Origin of the sequence: Mesorhizobium sp. 113-3-3 (assembly GCF_016756495.1) — a bacterium.
In the GTDB taxonomy this organism is placed as follows: domain Bacteria; phylum Pseudomonadota; class Alphaproteobacteria; order Rhizobiales; family Rhizobiaceae; genus Mesorhizobium.
On the sequence record NZ_AP023244.1, the window covers coordinates 306414 to 325479 of the forward strand.

Consider the following 19066-nt stretch of genomic DNA (forward strand, 5'->3'; position numbering starts at 1 on the left):
TCCTGGATTCGGCCCGCTACCCCGGTCTGGTCCAGCTCAGTTGGCAGGGACTGTGCAGCTATCTAGACAATCGGGAATGTGGCGGATCAGGCGCTGCCGATGACCCGCAGTTTCATCGCTCGGGTCTCCAGCAGATATGTCTCGACCGCAGCCAAGAGATGCAGGCCTTCTTCGGTGATGGCTGCCCGCGACAGACCGGGTTGGACGATGCGGACATCGAATTCATATCGGTAGTCCTGCCAGCTCGCCTTCAGCTTCTTGAGGAAAGCCGCGTTTCCCTGTTCGAAGCGAGAGGTCTGACCCTTTTCCAGGCGGAGCTTCTCCCGTCTCAGCATATGCGTGAACATGCGATTGGGACGATCGCGCCAACGCGCGGATTTCTGGGCCTGGCCGCAGACTTCATAGAGATCTTTGACGCGGGCGCCCGGCGTTTCCGCGCTGGAATATTTGCAGTGGTGGAGAGTTACCTGAACGAGGCCTTCGGTCACACGAAGCGTGACCACGTCCGCGATCTCACCGGCACCATCGTCGTCAAAGATGAGATCATAGGCGTTGCCTTCTTCGAGCAAGGTTTCGATGACGCGCCGCTGCACCGAGTCCATCCGCTTCTCCGGCCCTTGCGCCTCGGCCCGGATGTTGGTCTTCGACCAATCCCACGGCTCGATCCCGCCCACGGGATAGGGCTCAGAAACGACGCCGTCAGGCAACGCGTAAAGGTGGCTGTAGATCAGCAGCGAGCCGTCCCCAAAGTCGATCTGTGGGGAGTCCTCGCCGAAGGATTCCGACAGGGGCTTCACCTTACCACCAACCTTGATGGTTGCCTTCGGACCCGAACGCTGCGGATAACGCGCGCCGCCCTCGGCAAACATGATTTCGAACTCGGCGACGTAACCATCGCTGCGCACCGCAAAGCGCAGCGGCCCGGTGCGTTCATGATCCAGCAGCTCGATGTCGCATTCGGCGAAGGGCACAGCCTCGTCGCCGAAACTGATCTCAATACGGTCCTCGATCTGTGTCAGCAGCGATTCCGGCCAGTGGATCGCGACCGGCGGCACAGCGGGGCGTTCGCTGATCTGGCGGGGCCGCATCGCGCTCTTGAACACGGTGTCGGTGGTGATCCCCGGATCATTCACCGCCTTGCCGATGTCCGCGCACCACTCAACCCAATCGGTCAGATCGCGGACCGGAGAAATTGACCAGAACTTACCTTTCGCCGAGCAGCCGCGTGAGGCAGGAACGCCATCGAGGAAACCGGTCGCGAAGACATTGTTTTTGATACGCGACTGGGACTTGGCCGTGTCGAGGCCATCGGCGACATCGACGCCCATATACATGGAGTAGCGAACGCCACGGCCTTGGTGGTGGGTCAGACCGAGGTTGCGCAGGATGAGGCGATTGAAGCCATGCAAGCTGCGGAAGACTTCCTCGCCTTCGACGCGGCGCGTTGTGTCGCCACACACCGTCTTGGCCAGCCGGTCATAGGGGCCCTTAGCCGAACTGCTGATATAGACAAGCTGCCGATCGGAATCCCAATGCATCATATGCAGGTCCCAAATGACGTTGGTCGCATGCTGAGCAGTCGTCCAGCCGGCTTGTTCCTCGGAACGAGTAACGAAGATGGCGACGCGCTGGTGAGGGTTGACCTTCATGCCCAGATAAACGCCAGGATTATACAGATCCTCCGCTCGCAGCGGCTCCCAGCCATCGCAGTTCGTGCGATAAACCACCGCGTTCATCTTGGGTTCGAGCGTCTGTAAGGGAATGTCGCTGAGATCGCCAACGAATCCCTTAAACATTTCGGCGCGGCGGACCTGGCGGTCGATCTTTGCAGTGCTGAGCGCTTCAACCAGTGCGTTCCAGTCGGCGTCCTCTGCATAGAGTTTGGCCAAGGATCGATCGATGTCGTCCACACCGGTGTTGGCGATGACGGTCGCATCGCCCAGGCGCGGGTCCTGGCGGGTAAAGCGGCCGACAAATTGGATGGTAACGGCAATGCTCTTGTGCGGGTCGTGCAGAGCCGCGATCTTGAGTTCTGGCAGATCGAATCCTTCGCCCAGCATGTCGACGCAGACGATGATGCGACTGTCGAAGCGGCGCAGTGCGGCAAGGTTCGCGCGTCGCTCGCGGATCGGCTGCTGGCTGTGAACGATGACTGGCCGGAATTCTGGATATATCGCGCTATAGAGCTGGTGGAGATCCTTCGCGCGCTCGATGGTCTGGCAGCGCGCCATGGCGAGATGATTGAGTCCGGCATCCAGGTCGCCCTGAAGGATTTCGCCAAGCTTCTCCGCGATGGCGAAATCGGCGTCCGCCTGGTCGAGGCCGAACACCGCCTCGAAGCGGATCGGCTTGAAATAGCCTTCGGCCTGCGCCTTCTTAAGCGGATAGGTGTAGATGAACTCGCCATCGACGCGCCGACCGTCCTCACGGAAAGGCGTGGCGGTGAACTGGACGATCGGGAGCGGCGGCTCACGGTCGGTAAACAGGCCGCGGAAGCGGGCCCAGGTCGGGGCGCCGATGTGATGCGCTTCGTCGATGAACAGCGCTGAGGCGCGTGCCGCCATCTCCTCCTGCACCGCCGCTTCGGCGCGGCCGGCAATTTGCATCGTGGTGACGACGACATTGGCGCTGTCGAAGATCTCATCGACCTCCGCCGCGGTGGTCGGAATGTGCGAGAGGCGCATGACCAAGGGAAGGGCCGCCTTATCTTCCAGGCATTGCTGTTGCCGCAGCACACCGAAGGTCTCGAACTTGCCGGCAATCTGCTCGCGCAGGGCGTCTGTCGGCACCACCACGAGCAGGCGCTCGAAGCGCTGGTGGGAATTGAGCGCGAGCATGGTTTCGGTCTTGCCGGTGCCGGTCGGCATGACGATGGTCGCCGGATCGGTCGACCGCGTCGCATGGGCAAGAGCCGCGTGAAGCGCGCCAATCTGCGGACGCCGCAACCCTGGCCGCGCCGGCTGGCCAGCGGTGGCGGCTCGTCCTTCACGCAAATGAACGGCATCCGTCCACGATGCCGATACCGCAGTCAGCCGCTCTACGCGCGCAGGGCGGTCCAGCACCTCGATCCGGGTCGGCAGTGCATTCATCCATCGACCTTCGCCGAGGTCGAGCGCCTCGGCGATCCGCTCCGGCTCAGTCACGCCACGAACCAGCAGAATAAGATCGGCCTCCAACGGCGTCGCGGTCTTCGCACTAATGATCTTCAGCGTCTCGCCGGAAGGGAGCGTGGTTTCATGACCCGCCACGCGGCGGATCGAAAAAGGCCGCAACCGGCAACGCACGCGCAGGGCCGGAACCGCCAACTGCCGCACCGGGCTTCCCAGCACCTTGCCCTCGACTGCAAGCCGCGCTGGGAGGAGCAGTTCGATCTCCGGGTTGAAGAGATCGTCCTGGCGCGGACGGGCGGCGCGTGTGCGCGAAACCATGGTGGCGCCCTCCATCAGGCCGCCATCGTCTGGGGCGAGGGCATGACGTGGATGACCCTCGCGCTCGTCATCAGAACGATCAGGCCCTGTTCGGCGCCGGTCATGTCGAGATAGGCCCGAACCTGAGCCCGATAATGATCGAGCGTCTGCGGGCCGGGGTTCACGTCGCTCTTCCAGTCCACAACCACCAACGGTCGGCCGTCCGGAGCGATCGTCAGAGCATCCGCGATGCCGGCGGTCGCGACGAGTTCGGCATCTCCACGACGAAGGGTATAGATCGGGAATTCGGCGAGCAGCGCAGGCCGCAGGGCAGCGATCTCAGGCAGGGCCAGTGTCCGTGTGACACAAAGCGCAAGTTCGTCGGCAGTGAGCCCGTTCGTCGGATCGGGGGAAGGGGCCTTGCCGAGCGCACGGATGAGAGCTTCGGCCCGCGCGCGGAGCGTCCCTGCAGCTTCGTCACATTCTCCGGTGAGCACCTCTTCCATGAGCTTGTGCAGGATGAGACCGCGTTCGCGCCCGCCCTGGATCAGTGCAGAAGTTTCGAGCTCGGGCGCCGGACCATCCTCCGGGCCGACCCAGACGTCTGGTTCCTCTGACTGAAGCACTGGGCTGGTCGCGTTCTCGTCGCGGCTCGGCGCAAGCCATGTCAGGCGAAGCTGCCGGCTGGCGATCGCGCTGGCCTCGACGGCGAATTGCTCGCGCGTCTGATCATTGCCTTCATCAACTCTCACTGCAATCGGATCGAGGGGCAGATGCGACGCGTCGAGGGCCGGAAGCGCGGTGAGCGACAGATCGACCAGACCGATCCAGGCCGACTTGGAAGGCACCACATCGAGCCGCGGCAGCACCAGGAGCTCCCGAGCACGTGTCGCTGCGACATACCAGAGCCTAACCCGCTCGCGATCCAGCTCATCCTTCTCAGCCTGGCGGACCATGTCGTAGCCGGATGGCGGAACGCCGAGGATCGGGCAGTAGAAGGTGTCGGTCAGGCGATCGATCACGGCGCTGTCGGGCGCCATAACACCTGTCATGGTGTTGATGGGAATGACGACGGGCCATTCGAGGCCCTTCGCCGCGTGAATGGTGTAGAGGGCGACGGCTTCCTCCTGCGCATCGGGGCGGCCTTCGACCGCGCGGGCCTCCTCGGTCCAGGCAGCGGTCATTGCCTCGGAGAAGGCCCGCAGGCCGCGCACGGCGAAGCTGGTCGAAAGACTGAGGTAAAGATCGACATTGGCGAGTGCGCGCTCGGCCTGACCTCGATGACGGTCGAAGAGAATCGGTCGGACTCGAAAGACGTCCACCGCCTGCGAAAGAAGGTCGTGCGGCGTCGTGCTGTTGCCGCGCCGTTGGAGCGCCTGCAGCCGTTCGATAACATCGCGGGCCAGCGGATGGTTGATTGTCGCGGGATCGACGCCGAGGTCGAAGCGCGGAGTCCGGTCGGGATCCTCCTCGGACCGCGGAAGAGTCCAGACGATGTCGAGCAAATCTTCTTCGCTGATGCCTACCAATGGGCCACGCAGCAGCGCCCCGAGCGCCAGCGTGTCGCGGCGATCGGCGAGCGTCCGCGTCAATGCGATGAGGTCCTGCACTTCTTGCCGGCGGAACAGTCCCTTGCCGGCTTGGGTCGCGACCGGGATACCGCGTCGCTCGAGAGCTTCCTCATACCGCCAGAGGTCTGCGCCGGTCGGGGCGAGCAGAGCGATGTCGCCGGGCTGGCAAGGGCGGTCCTCGCCGGTCTTGCGGTCGAGGACGGGATGGCTGCCGATCATCCGGGCACAGAGTTCAGCCACTGCGTCGGCCTCGGCGTCGCGTTGTTGCTCGGCGCTGGCCTTGCCGCTCTCGTCGGCCACAGCGATGTCCAGCGCGGCGACGCAAAGGCCATCGTCGCGATCGTCGTGGAAAGGATCGAGCGCAGTGAAGCCGGGCTGACCATCGGCCGACAGGATGGCCTCGAACCGTTCGTTGACGAAGGTGAGGATCGAAGCGCGGGAGCGGAAATTGGTCGAGATCGACACAAGGCCATCCGCGTCCTGAATCGAAAAGGCAGTGCGGGCCTGGACATAGGCGCCGACGTCCGCGCCACGGAAGCGATAGATCGCCTGTTTGGGGTCGCCGACGAGAAAAAGGGCGCCGGGGCGGATTCGGAAGCTGGTCCAGTCCTGCGGATCGTCGCCGGGATCTCCGCACAGGCGCCAGAAGATTTCCGCCTGAAGCGGATCGGTGTCCTGGAACTCATCGACGAGAACCCGTGCGTAGCGCTGTCCGAGCGCCTGCCGCACGGCCCCATGATCGCGCAGCAGGTCGCGCGCGGCGTGGATGAGATCGTCGAAATCGAGCTGGGCGCTTGCGCGCTTGTGTTCGCGGTAGCGTTGCAGGATGGGCCGGGCTTCGTCGATCAACGCCGACAGCACTTGAGCGGAGGCGGCCTGAAGCAGCACGGTCCAGGCGGTGCAGCAGGCCTCGTACAGCCCACCGGCCGCGTCGTTCAGCCTGTCGCCGTCCGCCTTGGAAAGGCCCGCCTGCTTGGCGGCGGCGGCCCATTTGCCCTTCTTTCGGTAGGAGGAGAAGCTGCCCGACTTGGTGCACAGGTCCGGATGTGGGCAGGAGACCAGCAATCCTACCAGGCCTGCGGGCGTGGCGGCGTCCGTAGCGGACGGCAGAGCCGCTGCCATTTCGGACAGGCGCGAGGCTATAACTTCCGTTTCTGGCTCATGAACGCCCGCCGTCTGCATGAATGCCAGGAGGTGGGCGGCTGCCAGCCGAAATGTCTGAAGATGGTCAGCGAGCGGGGTCACCGCCGGCGCCACAAGGCTTCTGCGGCGACGGAGAGCTTCAGCGATTTTGTGCATCAGCGCTACGGTTTCGCCCGGGCTATGCAGCACCATCTCAGCCAGGATGCCGTCTTGGTCGCCGGACAAGCGCTCGCGCAGCCAGCCATCGACGATTTCGAGGAAGGCGAGATCGGCCTGATTGCGGTCCATGACGGCGGCGCCCGGATCGATATCCGCTTCCGCCGGGTAGGGCTTGATCAGCCGCTGGCAGAAGCCGTGGATTGTCGAGCAAGTCATCTCGTCGATCGCGGCGCTGGCCGAGATCAGATTGTCGCGCTGTGGGGGCGAGAGGCCGTCGGGCAGGGCGATGCGCAGTTCGGGTGCGATATGGCCTGCGGCCAGATCGGCGACGAAATCCCGGACGCGCGAAAGGAGTTCGCTCGCGGCCAGTTCGGTGAAGGTGACCGCAGCGATCGCGCGCGGCGCGACGCCCTGCGCCAGCATGACGGCGATACGCCCGGCCATCACAGCGGTCTTACCCGATCCTGCGCCGGCTTCGACCAGGATGGAGCGATCATGACAGCTGATCGCATCGCGCCGGGCGCCGTCATCCTTGAGGATCTTCATGCTGCTCATCATTCCGCCTCCCAAACCTGAGTGAGATCGCCGAGCCGCTCGGTCGCGGCGGGTAGCTTGCGTTTGCAATAAGTGGCGCCAGCGTTTGCCGGCAGGGCGAAGGCGAGATCGTCATAGTCGCCTCCGGTATCCGGACCCGGCAGCGCAGCGCCGCTCGCGAACGTCACTCGCGCCGCGCGCAGAAAACCCGAGATCTCGGCCAGTACGGCCTCGGGGTCGTCAAGCTGGAGATCCAGCGGTTCACGCGGGTAGAGTAGGGAGGCGCTGATCGCGATGTGGTCGCCCAGCAGCGCCTTGACGGCGAAAGCATAGAGGCAGCGCTGAAGCTCCCGCCCACCGTTCAGGCGGATATCGCCCTTGGGTGGCTTGCCGGTCTTGTAGTCGCGCACGAGTGCCCGGCTGCCGTCACCAGCAATGTCAAGCCGGTCGATGTAGCCTGCGATGCGAAATCCGGTGTCCGGGATGGTCACCGGCGTACTCGCGTCCCAGGGAAGTGCCGCCTCTGACTTCGGCTCGGATCCGCCAAACGGGACTTCCCCATAGGATCGGCTGCCCGGCAGATGATCGTCGCCATAGGCGAGCGCCTGCCCGGCAAGAACTCGGGCATCGCCGAGCGTGCGGCCCCAGATAACAGCGGGGGGAACGGGGCGCTCGCTTTCCCATTCGGCAGACACCGCACCGGCGGCCTCGGATACGGCAGCCTCGATGGCCGATGTATCGGCCGCCGCCAGGCCGCCAGTCACTTCGAGGATTCGCAAAGCGCGGTCGAGCACGAGATGGATGAGATCGCCGGCTTGCAGCGCGTCGAGCACAAGGGGTTCGGTGCTGCTTTGCGGGGCCTTCCAGCCGAGGGCATAGCGCCAGAGGAAACCGAGCGGACTGCGCAGCAGCATCTTGAGAGAGCTCGCCGACTGGGTTCGGTCGAGGATCGCGAGAATGAGGGGATGATCAGGCCGGACCAGGCCGTCATGGGATGTCATCTCGGCGAGGCGCCAGTCTCGCCAGCAGGCACGCGCACTCAATGCCCGCGGATCGCCTGCGAATTCCTGCGGCCGCGCCATCAATCGATCGGTCTCGCTGAAGGCATGCGCGGGAACGGCGTTGCGGCGCAGATAGGTTTCGTCGCCATAGGCGGCGAGCAGGGGGCTTCGGCCAAGCAGTCGACCGTCGCTATCGCGCCGGGCGCGGGAGAGGGAGACTTCGCCGCTCGTGGTGGCGAGGATGGTCTCGAAATCGCGGCGATCGGCAAGGTTGACGGGAAGCGGGTCGAGCTCTGCGGTGGGGATGATGTGATCGGGGATCAACCGGTCCTCGGCGATCCCGCGAGGCCAGCGTGAGGAGTTAAGGCCGATCAGCCGAACGAAACGCCGGGGTGATGCGGCCAGCGCGCTGGCCGGCATCCAGGCTACGGAGACGCAAGCCTCCAGACCATCATCCTGTTTCAGCGCCTCGAGTGTGCTGTCGATCGACGCGGCAGGCCCTGCCAGCAGCGCCTTGCGCCAGATGGACAAGGCGCGACCCTTCAGGAAGGCTTCGCCCGTTTGCTGCGCCGCGGCCGGCCCCTTTCCCAGCAGATCGACCACAGCGCGCAGCGCGGGAACGTGGTCCATGCCATCGGACCAATCGTTCGGCTTGAGACGCGCCAACAGGCGGTTCCAGGCGGAACGCGTGGACAAAGGAGCATCGCTCGGCAGAACGCGCAGCCAGCCTTCAGGGAGGGAGGCCAAGGGACCAGAATCCCGGCACAGCGCTACGAGACGGCGCAGACGCGACTGCGACAGCCCACGCACGACGATGTCGGCGAGCGCCGCGGCCGCCTGTCCCTCACGCGTGGTGACCGCCCGGACGCCGTGAACGAAATGTAGGTCAATATTGGTGTCGGCGCGTAGCGCCAGGAAGTGATCGTCGTAGTCCGCGGGCGAGGCGGTGGCGATGGCGATGTTGGAAGCCGCAACCCCCGAGGCCAGCAGCGACCGCACCCAGCGCATGGCCTCGATGGCTTCGTGATAGGCTGTCGCCGCACTGATGGAACTGAGTGCCGGCGCTTCGGGCGCGCCGCGCGAAATGTTGACGCCGGTGGCTGGCAGCCAGGCGGGGACGGCTCGCGGTCCGGCCGTCCATTGCACTGGAATATGTGCGACGAGCCCCTTCAGCAATGGCCGCCAGCAGAGCGACAACTCGGTGAGGCCAGCGATCTCCATCGGGCCGAGAACGGCGGGCGCATGGGCGATGCGGCTGGTCGCGGCGGCGACGATGTCAATCGGGCGCATCATGCCGGGCGGAAGCTGATCGAGGACAGCAGCTTCCAGCCGAGCGATGGCCTCAAGTCGCGGATGGTCTGCCGCGCGAGCTGCCAGGTGAATGCCCGCACGCCAGGCCTTGTGTAGCGTGTCGGCGGCCGCGTCGATCATGCCGGGAAGTGCCTTAATGCTTTCCAACTCTCCCATCGGCGTCGTGGGCAGGACCGCCTGGATGGCCGAGCGTAGCGTATCGGCGTCGATCGGACGCGCGAAGCCGCCGGCGAGTCGCACTGCTGCCTGCTCGAAAGACATGATCTGAAGGCCATGATGACCGTCCCGAGCCGCCGCGAGGCGGCCCTCCCGCATGGCGAGACGGCCGTGGACGATAAGGGTGGATCGACTCGCTGCGGCCATCTCATTCTCCTTGCCCGGGTTACTTCTTGTTCGGTCGCAGAGCCAGCGCCGACGCTGCCGCGCTCTTGGCAGCGCTGCTGCTGTTGGGATCTCGCAGAACCTTTGAGGCTGCGGTCGCCGCTTTCTTGCTGATCACTTCACGGTTTGGACTATGCTTCGGCATTGCCTTCCCTCGCGAAGCTCTCGCCCATCACCATTGACGGCCGCCTGAGATGGGAATATTCGTTACACGGGTAAATTCGATATGTCCATATAGTTTTTATCCGTATCTGGAAGAAAATGGGAGTAAGCATGTCAGAAGGCGCAACGGTGCTGAAATGGGGCGTGGAGCGCCGCCTCGAATTCATCGAGTTCCGCCTGTTCTGGGAAGGCGGGGTCAATCGCTCCGACATCATCGGGATGTTCGATGTGTCCGTTCCGCAGGCGTCCAAGGATTTGACGCTCTATCAGGAGCGTGCGCCGGAGAATGCAATCTATGACAAGAGTGCCAAGCGTTATGTCGCAAGCCCGCAGTTTTCGCCGATTTTCCTGAAGCCCGATCCCGATAGCTATCTTTCGCGCTTGCGCTCGCTAGGAGAGGGGCTGGCCGATCCGGGCGAATCCTGGATTGCCCATCCCCCCGAGACCGACATAGCGCTGACACCGCACCGCGAAGTTGATTCAAGTGTTTTGAAAGCGATCCTTGGTGCTGTCCGCGAAAACCGCTCGATCGAGGTCCATTACCAGTCGATGAGCAGTAGGCGTACCGATCCGACGTGGCGCCGGATGACACCGCATGCCTTCGGCTATGACGGCTTTCGTTGGCACGCTCGCGCCTATTGTCATATCGACGACAAGTTCAAGGACTTCCTGCTGCCTCGCATTCTCGGCGTACGCAATATGGACGTTCCCGGTCCAACTGGCGATCAAGACGCGCTATGGAAGAAGACCTTTGACATTGAGATCGGCCCTCATCCGAGTCTGACATTGAGCCAGCGTGCAGTGGTGGCCAAGGACTACGGCATGACCAACGAGCGCGCCGTTCTGACGGTTCGCTACGCGATGCTATTCTATGTGCTCAAACGCTTGGGTCTCTTGGGGGATGCGAGCCAGCAAGATCCCCGTGCGCAGCATATTGTGGCGCTGAATGCGCACGAGACTGAGCGGGCGTTAAGGCGTGCCGAATTCGAGTTCGGGGAAGTCGAGCAAGCTCCAACAGTCAGCGGGAATGCTTGATGGAGAGCGCAGCACAGCGACCTTACCTCATGTCCTTCGGGACGGGCGGGCTGTTCATAAATGAGAGTGTTGCCGTCGCTCGTGTGCATGCGCCCGCTGAAAGCTGGGATGCGACGGCTGTGAAGGCCCGACAGAGTGGCGCATTCCCGGTGCGGAAGGCGAGCTCGGCACAGCGTTCGATTCGTGAGATCGTTAACCGGCTGACCCGGCTTTCCGCCGATGAGCTAGCGCTCCTTATTGACGGAGAGCGGAGCGAGCAGGCAGCGCTGCTATGGCTTGCTAGCTGCCGCGCTTACCGGTTCATCGGAGAATTCGCGGTGGAGGTGCTGAACGAGCGCTTTCTGTCGCTCCGTACCGATCTCGCCTACGATGACTTCGATACTTTCTTGGCGGCTAAGGCGGAATGGTCGCAGAAGCTGGCAGGCCTGTCGAACACGACGAGAGCCAAGCTGCGCGCTGTTCTCTTTCGCCTCATGCGGGAGGCTGAGATCCTGTCTCCGGATGGTCGGATCCTCGGCGCGATGCTGTCGGCCCGGGTGTTGACCACTATACAGGCCGATCATTCCGACGAACTTCGGTTCTTCCCGGGCGCCGAACGGCAGGTGGGGAGAAATTGACGATGACGCGAATGGAAATGGCTGTGGTTCCGAAAGACCGGTTCGAGCGACTGCTCAAGGTGATCGCGAGTCAGCGCTTTCTGAAGAAGCAGGGTCTGGGAAATGAGGTGCCGTTCTTTATCTGCCCATATCCGGCGGATGAGGCCGTAGCCATGGAGGCGATGCGCGCGAGTCTCATCAATCAGTTGGAAAGCCGAGGGGTGCGAGCGTTCGAGATCAACTTGTACGATCTCAGCATCGCGCTGCTGCGCGAGAGGGGTATCTGGGATGAGGTTCTCGCGGTCGAGCCCGGCATCAGTAAGGACGAGCTCAAGGAGCTCCTTCAGGGGGTTCTCGATCCCGAAACGCACTTGATTCCTGAAATCGGCGCGCGCTTGTCGGACCAGGAGTTCGATGTTCTGTTCTTGTCAGGGGTGGGCGAAGTCTACCCTTACATCCGGTCGCACAACGTGCTCAACAATCTCCAAAGCACGGCCAAGGAAAAACCGACGGTGATGTTCTTTCCGGGGACCTACACCCATGGCTTGGCCACGGGTGCGTCGCTCGACCTGTTTGGCATTTTGCGTGACGACAAATACTACCGTGCGTTCAATATAATGCATTACGAAATCTGAGGGGGACATGGCCAAACTTCGCGATATTTTCGAGAAACCTGTCGATCGTGCGATCGAGGGGGTCATCAAGGCCGACGACGAGGCGAGCCTGCGGGTCGAGCTCGAGGAATATGTCATCACCAACGAGATCGAGCGCCAGCTCGAGCAATTTCTCGATGCCTACAATCATTATGAGAAGGCTAACGGCGTCTGGATTTCGGGATTTTTCGGATCGGGTAAATCGCATCTGCTGAAGATGCTAGCGCTCCTCCTTGAGAACAGGGACGTGCATGGAACGCCGGCCTACGAGCTGTTCAAGCAGAAGTGCGCCGACAACGAGATCCTGGCGGCCGACTTGCGCAAGGCAGTCGCGATCCCCTCGACAAGCATCCTGTTCAACATCGATCAGAAGGCCGATGTGATTTCCAAGGACCAGATCGACGCCCTGCTTTCGGTGTTTCAGAAGGTCTTCGATGAGATGTGCGGCTATTACGGAAAGCAGCCGCACATCGCCCAGTTCGAGCGCGACCTGGACAGTCGGGGCATTCTCGAGACTTTCCGAACGGCTTACCAGGCCATTGCCGGCAAGGCTTGGGAGCGCGGACGGGAACAGGCGCTGCTGGAAGGCGCGAACGTCGCCAAGGCCTATGCCCAAGCGACTGGCGTCGATCCGTCGGAAGGTCAAGGAATCCTGGCGCGGTACCGGCAGGATTTCCGGTCGTCGATCGAGGACTTCGCCGACAAAGTGAAGGCTTACATCGATGCGCAGAAGCCTGGATTCAGGCTTAATTTCTTCGTCGATGAAGTCGGCCAGTATATCGCCGACAACGTCAAGCTAATGACAAACTTGCAGACGATCGCAGAAAGCCTCAACACCAAATGCCGCGGTCGGGCTTGGATCATCGTGACGGCGCAGCAGGACATGGGCGCAGTCATCGGCGACATGACCCAGCGGCAGGAGAACGATTTCTCCAAGATCCAGGCGCGCTTTGCGAACCGGATGCCGCTCAACAGTGCAGATGTGGCGGAGGTAATCCAGAAACGGCTGCTGAAGAAGACGGAAACCGGCATCTCGGTTTTGTCGGACCTGTATCATCGTGAAGCCAACAATCTGAAGACGCTGTTCGACTTTTCAGACGGTTCGATCCGCCTGGAAAATTTCCGGGACCGCGATCACTTCATCCACAGCTACCCGTTTGTTCCCTACCAGTACCCGCTGTTTCAGTTGGCGATCCAGAATCTGTCACAGCACAACGCCTTTGAGGGAAAGCACAGCTCGGTTGGGGAGCGGTCTATGTTGGGCGTCTTCCAAGAGGTCGCGGTCAGGCTCGCGGACATTTCGGTCGGCGGCATCGCGACCTTCGATCAGATGTTCGAAGGTATCCGCACGGCGCTCAAGTCGAATGTCCAGCAATCGGTCCTCATTGCAGAAAAGAACCTCGGCAACGAGTTCGCCACTCGGGTTCTGAAGGCGCTGTTCCTCGTCAAATACGTCAAGGCCTTTAAGCCGACGGCGCGCAATATCGCTATCCTGATGCTTGATCGGTTCGATGTCGATTTGACCAAGGACAAACGTAACGTCGAGGAGGCGCTCGGCCTCCTTGAGCAGAACACCTACATTCAGCGCAACGGCGACCTGTTCGAATACCTGACCGACGAGGAGAAGGATGTCGAGCAGGAGATTAAGGCGATCGAGGTCGATACTGCTGAGATCGCCAAGGAGCTGGAGACCCTCGTTTTCGATGGGGTCATCAAAAGCCGGAAGCTTCGGCACGAAGCTTCGTCTCAGGATTACAGCTTCGCCCGTTATCTCGACGATCGGCTTCTGGGCCGCGACTACGAACTCGCGATCAACGTCATCACACCGTTTCACGAGCAGAGCGGAAACGCAGAGGCCATAGCCATGCGCACCATGTCGCGCGATGAGCTCGCGGTCGTCCTGAACGCCGACGCGCGCTTTGTCAGCGACCTCATGATGTTCAAGCGGACGGACAAATATGTACGGCAGGCCCGCGCGGTGGCTCAGCAGCCAACGATCGAGCGGATCATCCGCGACAAGGGCGAGCACAACAGCAGTCGCCAGCGCGATCTTACGCTCCGGGCTCGATTGTTGCTGGCCGAGGCGCGTCTATTTGTGCGTGGCGAGGAGATCGATGTCCGGTCCGAAGACCCGCAGGCCAGGATCGAGCGTGCGTTCCAGACCCTCGTCGACAAGGTCCATGTCAATTTCGGGATGCTGCGCGGCGTCGTCTATTCTGAAAACGAGATCGGCAAGTTCCTGGCGCAGGGCAACGACGGCATGTTCGGGGGCGGGGACGCCAACCTGACCGAGGCTGAGAAGGAGATTCTGAACTACGCCCAGGCCAACGCCCGCACCGGCATTCGCACGACGGTGAAGGCCATCCTCGAACGGTTCGAACGCAAGCCCTACGGTTGGTCCTACCCGTCGATCCTGTGCACGACCGCCAGCCTGATCGGGCGCGGCAAGATCGAGACGCGCCAGGACGGCGGCCCGCTGGAGGGCGAGGCCTTGCATCGCGGACTTCAGAACTCCCATGCGCACGGCAACATCGTGCTGGAGTTGCAGGTGGAGTTCACACCTGCGCAGACGCGCAAGCTCAAGGAGTTTTTCGGCGAGTTCTTCGACTTGCAGCCGGCGGGGTCTGAGGGAAAGGCACTGGGACTTGAAACGGGGGAGGCCTTCGTTGCGCTCAAGAACGAACTCGCTGGGCTGGAAGCGCAGTCCTCGCGCTATCCCTTCCTCGTCGCGCTGACACAGATGCAGGAGGCCGTGCGCGAGGTTACCGGCAAGCCCTATGCCTGGTATGTGCAGGAGCTCGGCCGGCACGAGGACCGTCTGCTCGATCTGAAAGAGACCATTCTCGACCCGACCCGCCGCTTCATGGGCGGATCACAAAAGAAGATTTACGATGACGCGCGGACCTACCTCTCCGACCAGAGCGCGAATTTCGGTTACGGCGGCGATGATATGGCAGGCGCAATCCGTGCGGTTCTGGACGATCCGAATTGCCTGAAGGGCAACGCCATTCAGCAGATTAAGAGCTCGCTCGATTCTCTGAGGGCCGAGGTCGACGCCCGAATCATAGCGGAGCGTAAGGCAGCGCTTTCTGAGGTGGAGGTGTTGCGGGAAAAGCTGCAGGCACTGCCCGAATACTCCATGCTGGCTGATCCCGTTCGTCGGGAGATCGAAGCCGGGCTCACTGGCGTCCTTGAGACGATCGAGAATAGCAACCTGATTGCGGTGATCCGCGAACGGGTGAACGGCTTCAAGACGATTGCCTATCCCACGCTCCTCAGTCGGGTGACCACGCCAACGTCAAAGCTCACGGACGAGGCCGTTGGCGTTGGCGTTGGCGTTGGCGAAGAGCGGCAAGGCTTCCGGAGCAGTGGAAGCCCAGCGGCCGCACAGATGCCGCGTCGCACTGAATACATCGCGGCGGCGGCGCTGCGGATCGCCTACGCCAAGCCATTCCTCGCCGACGAGCGGGATGTGGACACCTACCTCGATGTCCTGCGCGAGACGCTGATCGCGGAAATACGTGCGGGCAAAAGGATCACGATCTGATGGATGCGACCACCCCCATGAGCACCCCGCCCCGCAAATCAATGGACACCGGCCCGCTGAAGAAGTTCGCGCAGGAAGCCCGCCGGGTGCTGCGCGACCAGGTGTTGGCGAAACTCGCTCAAGTGCTGGCTGACAACAGCGCGGCACGGCGCGAGGCACCCAAGGTGGTGCAACAGCTTGCAGATGAGATCGGAGACACGTCGCGCGATCAGGTGATCGAACGGGTCGCCTATACCTGGTTTAACCGCTTCACCGCTCTGCGTTTCATGGACGCCAACCGCTATACGGCCGTTCGAGTCGTGACGCCAGCTGATGGGCAGACGCGTCCCGATATCCTGTCTGAGGCGATGGCGGGAGCCATCGGGGACGAAGTTCCGGAAGCCGTCGCCGAGCAGGTTCGCGCATTGCTCGACAGCCGTACGCCGTCACGCGATCCGCAGGGCGAGGCGTATCGCCTGCTCCTGGTCGCGACCTGTAACCATTGGCATGCGGCGATGCCGTTCATGTTCGAGACGATTGCCGACTACACTGAACTGCTGATGCCCGAGGACCTATTATCGCAGGGCAGTATCCTCGCCAAGCTGCGCACGGTGATGACCGAGGAGGCCTGCCAGGACGTCGAGATCATCGGTTGGCTCTATCAGTTCTACATCTCAGAAAAGAAAGACGAGGTGTTTGCTGGGCTGAAGAAGAACAAGAAAATCACGCCCGAGAACATTCCCGCCGCCACCCAGTTGTTCACGCCGCACTGGATCGTACGCTACCTGGTGGAAAATTCGCTAGGCCGCCTATGGATGCTCAACCGCCCGAACTCGAAGCTGGCGGCGCAGATGGACTATTACATCGCACCGGAAGAACCGGAGAACGACTTCCTGCGCGTTTCCTCCCCCGAGCAGATCAGGATCTGCGACCCGGCCTGCGGATCGGGGCACATGCTGACCTATGCCTTCGACCTACTCTGCGCAATCTACGAGGAGGAAGGATACGATCCCGCCGAAATCCCGGAAAAGATCCTGACCCACAACCTTTATGGGATCGAGATCGACGACCGGGCCGGAGCGCTGGCGGCCTTCGCGCTGGTGATGAAGGCGGCCGGTCGACGCAAGCGGTTTCTGCGGCGGCCTGCGCAGCCAAACATCTGCGTGCTGGAGAACGTGATCTTCAAGGACGGGGAGCTGAGCGACTACATCACCCAGGCCGGAAGCGACCTGTTGACCCCCGATCTCCGCGAGACACTAGGGCAATTTGCCGAGGCCAAAAACTTCGGCTCGCTAATTGTACCGAAGCTGAAGGATATGACCGAAGTCGCGCGAGTGATCGCGGATATGCAGTTCGAGGGCAACCTATTCATGCGCGACGTGCATGCTCGCGTGCAGGCCGTGCTGAGGATGGCGGACTATCTCGCCCCCAAATACCATGTGGTGGTAGCCAATCCGCCTTATATGAATAGCAGTGGAATGAATGAGGGACTCAAGAAATGGGGAAAGGAAACCTTCCCTATCTGCTGGGGGAAAGGCAGATCCGATACGTTTGCAATGTTTATAGAGCGGGGATTTTCTCTTCTAGACAGCGCGGGCAGCCTTGCCATGGTGACCATGGAAAGCTGGATGTTTCTCGGTACCTTCAGAACCTTGCGATCAAAGCTTCTTGGAGAGGCGACTATTTTCTCGATGGTTCACATGCCGTACCTGGGCAAGGGTGGAACCAGCATGGGTATCAATTTCGGCACCTCTGCATTTGTATGTCAAAAAGGCCGAAATCCTGACGCAAAAGGACTGTTTGTTTGCGTAAGATATTATGAGACCGATGACCTCGGGGTCCCATTTGAGTTTCCGGTTAAAAACGAGCGGCTTTCTTATGCTTGTGCTCGAGACTTCGAGAAAATCCCATCGACACCGATCTCATATTGGCTAAGCGACAGGGCTAAGTCCTGCTTTGAGAAATTTTCAGCCTTCTCTGAAAAGGCCGTTGCGTGCCAAGGCTTAGCAACCACTGACAACAACCGGTTCGTCCGGGACTGGAGCGAGGTGGGCTATAGAAAGATTGGATTTCATTGCCGCGATAGCGCAGAGGCCCTGACCTCGTGCAAAAAGTGGTTCCCCATGGATAAAGGGGGAAATTATCGCAGATGGTACGGCAATAACTTTGCTATCGTAAATTGGGCGGATGACGGGAGGGAAATTCGCAACAATATCGTTCGTAAGTATCCTTATCTAAATGGAAATCCTGACTTTGTCGCAAAAAACCCCTCTAAATACTTTTTACCAGGAGTTACCTGGGGGAAAATAACCAGTGGAGATTTTAGCGCTAGGTTCACGCCTGAAGGATCGATCTTTAGCGACGCGGGAATGAAAGCTTTCCCTATAGTGGAGAGAGATCCGCTACAAATCCTGGGTCTTTTGAACTCAAAGATAGCTCCTTTCTTTTTATCGGCGTTTTCAGAGACTATGAATTTTGAGCAAGGCGACATCGCTCGAATTCCGTTTGCTGAAACGTCTATAGAACATCTCAAGACCATCGTTAATCTGTCGAAATCCGACTGGGATGCCTACGAAACCTCATGGGACTTCTCCCTGCTTCCGCTGCTCGCTCCTGAGCACCGGCAGACGACGCTGGCCGACACCTACGCTCAGCTCCGCGCGCATTGGCTGGAAACAACCGAAGAAATGCAGCGACTTGAGGAAGAGAACAACCGCATCTTCATCGACGCCTATGGACTGCAGGATGAGTTGACGCCCGAGGTGCCGCTCGAAGAGATCACGCTCACTTGCAATCCGGCCTATCGCTATGGCGGGAAAAAGAGCGAGGCAGCGCTGGAGGCCCTTCTACTGAGCGACACCATGCGAGAGTTTGTCTCCTATGCCGTCGGCTGCATTTTCGGTCGTTATAGCCTCGATGCGCCCGGCCTGATCCTCGCGAGCCAGGGCGAGGGGCAGGAGGACTACCTCGCCAAGGTTCCGACACCGAGTTACGAGCTCGACGCCGACAACGTGAGCCCCGTGCTCGACGGCGAGTGGTTCACTGACGACATCGCCGCGCGCTTCCGAAAATTCCTACGAGTGACCTTCGGTGACGAGTATTTCCAAGACAACCTCACCTTCATTGAGGAAGCGCTTGGCAAGGATATCCGCAAATATTTCACCCGCGACTTCTTCAATGATCATGTGAAGCTCTACAAGAGGCGACCTATTTACTGGCTGTTCTCGAGCCCGCGGGGCACGTTTAACGCTCTGATCTACATGCACCGCTATCGTCCAGACACGGCCAGCGTGCTGCTAAACGACTATCTACGCGAGTTTCGCTCCAAACTGGAGGCGCACCGCCGGGCGCAGGAGGCGCTGAGTATCAGTGGCGAAGCTTCTCCGGCGCAGAAAACCAAAGCGCTGAAGGAGATCGAGGCCACAGCCAAGCAAATCGAGGAACTCGACGCCTGGGAGCGCGACGTCCTGTTCCCACTGGCGGCACAAAAGATAGAGATCGACCTCGATGATGGTGTGAAGGTCAATTATCCCAAGTTCGGCGCCGCCTTGAAGCCTATCAAGGGCCTGAACGACGCGGAAGACTGA

The 19066-nt window shown here is 61.2% G+C and carries 8 protein-coding genes; 5 read left to right on the forward strand and 3 right to left on the reverse strand.

Annotated elements, in window-relative coordinates; translation table 11 throughout:
• Positions 1-86: 86 nt before the first annotated feature.
• Genes JG746_RS35585 through JG746_RS35595 form a run of 3 tightly spaced genes read right to left on the reverse strand, consistent with a single transcriptional unit; the run spans position 87 to position 9489 of the window.
• Positions 87-3428, reverse strand: a complete 3342-nt coding sequence (locus tag JG746_RS35585) for a DEAD/DEAH box helicase (RefSeq protein ID WP_199202361.1) — start codon at positions 3426-3428, stop codon at positions 87-89.
• A gap of 14 nt (positions 3429-3442) precedes the next feature.
• Positions 3443-6838, reverse strand: coding sequence for a UvrD-helicase domain-containing protein (locus JG746_RS35590; RefSeq protein WP_199202183.1), 3396 nt, complete (start codon positions 6836-6838; stop codon positions 3443-3445).
• A complete protein-coding gene (locus tag JG746_RS35595; RefSeq protein WP_199202184.1) occupies positions 6835-9489 on the reverse strand; it encodes a PD-(D/E)XK nuclease family protein in 2655 nt (884 codons plus the stop codon). The genes JG746_RS35590 and JG746_RS35595 overlap by 4 nt, the downstream gene beginning before the upstream one ends.
• A 291-nt stretch (positions 9490-9780) precedes the next feature.
• On the opposite strand from JG746_RS35595, the gene JG746_RS35600 reads away from it, so the two are divergent.
• From JG746_RS35600 to pglX, 5 genes are read left to right on the forward strand one after another with little or no spacing between them, the layout of a single operon-like run.
• Entirely contained in the window at positions 9781-10704 is a 924-nt protein-coding gene (locus JG746_RS35600; RefSeq protein ID WP_199202185.1) for a helix-turn-helix transcriptional regulator, read from the forward strand.
• Positions 10704-11321: a DUF1819 family protein gene (locus JG746_RS35605; RefSeq protein ID WP_244731023.1), complete on the forward strand. Its 618-nt coding sequence runs from the start codon at positions 10704-10706 to the stop codon at positions 11319-11321. The genes JG746_RS35600 and JG746_RS35605 overlap by 1 nt, the downstream gene beginning before the upstream one ends.
• An 11-nt stretch (positions 11322-11332) precedes the next feature.
• Positions 11333-11935 carry a DUF1788 domain-containing protein gene (locus JG746_RS35610; protein ID WP_446721240.1) on the forward strand — a complete coding sequence of 201 codons (603 nt, stop codon included), beginning with the start codon at positions 11333-11335 and terminating at the stop codon, positions 11933-11935.
• A gap of 7 nt (positions 11936-11942) precedes the next feature.
• Complete coding sequence (gene brxC / locus JG746_RS35615) at positions 11943-15500, forward strand: BREX system P-loop protein BrxC (RefSeq protein WP_199202187.1); 3558 nt, start codon at positions 11943-11945, stop codon at positions 15498-15500.
• Positions 15500-19066 carry a BREX-1 system adenine-specific DNA-methyltransferase PglX gene (gene pglX / locus JG746_RS35620; RefSeq protein ID WP_342216573.1) on the forward strand — a complete coding sequence of 1189 codons (3567 nt, stop codon included), beginning with the start codon at positions 15500-15502 and terminating at the stop codon, positions 19064-19066. The genes brxC and pglX overlap by 1 nt, the downstream gene beginning before the upstream one ends.

What these genes read in the sequence shown, in the direction of transcription:
- JG746_RS35595 (WP_199202184.1), bottom strand. Translation starts at nt 9,489, where the DNA reads ATGGCCGCAGCGAGTCGATCCACCCTTATCGTCCACGGCCGTCTCGCC.
- brxC (WP_199202187.1), top strand. Translation starts at nt 11,943, where the DNA reads ATGGCCAAACTTCGCGATATTTTCGAGAAACCTGTCGATCGTGCGATC.
- JG746_RS35590 (WP_199202183.1), bottom strand. Translation starts at nt 6,838, where the DNA reads ATGATGAGCAGCATGAAGATCCTCAAGGATGACGGCGCCCGGCGCGAT.
- JG746_RS35605 (WP_244731023.1), top strand. Translation starts at nt 10,704, where the DNA reads ATGGAGAGCGCAGCACAGCGACCTTACCTCATGTCCTTCGGGACGGGC.
- JG746_RS35585 (WP_199202361.1), bottom strand. Translation starts at nt 3,428, where the DNA reads ATGGTTTCGCGCACACGCGCCGCCCGTCCGCGCCAGGACGATCTCTTC.
- pglX (WP_342216573.1), top strand. Translation starts at nt 15,500, where the DNA reads ATGGATGCGACCACCCCCATGAGCACCCCGCCCCGCAAATCAATGGAC.
- JG746_RS35610 (WP_446721240.1), top strand. Translation starts at nt 11,333, where the DNA reads ATGGAAATGGCTGTGGTTCCGAAAGACCGGTTCGAGCGACTGCTCAAG.
- JG746_RS35600 (WP_199202185.1), top strand. Translation starts at nt 9,781, where the DNA reads ATGTCAGAAGGCGCAACGGTGCTGAAATGGGGCGTGGAGCGCCGCCTC.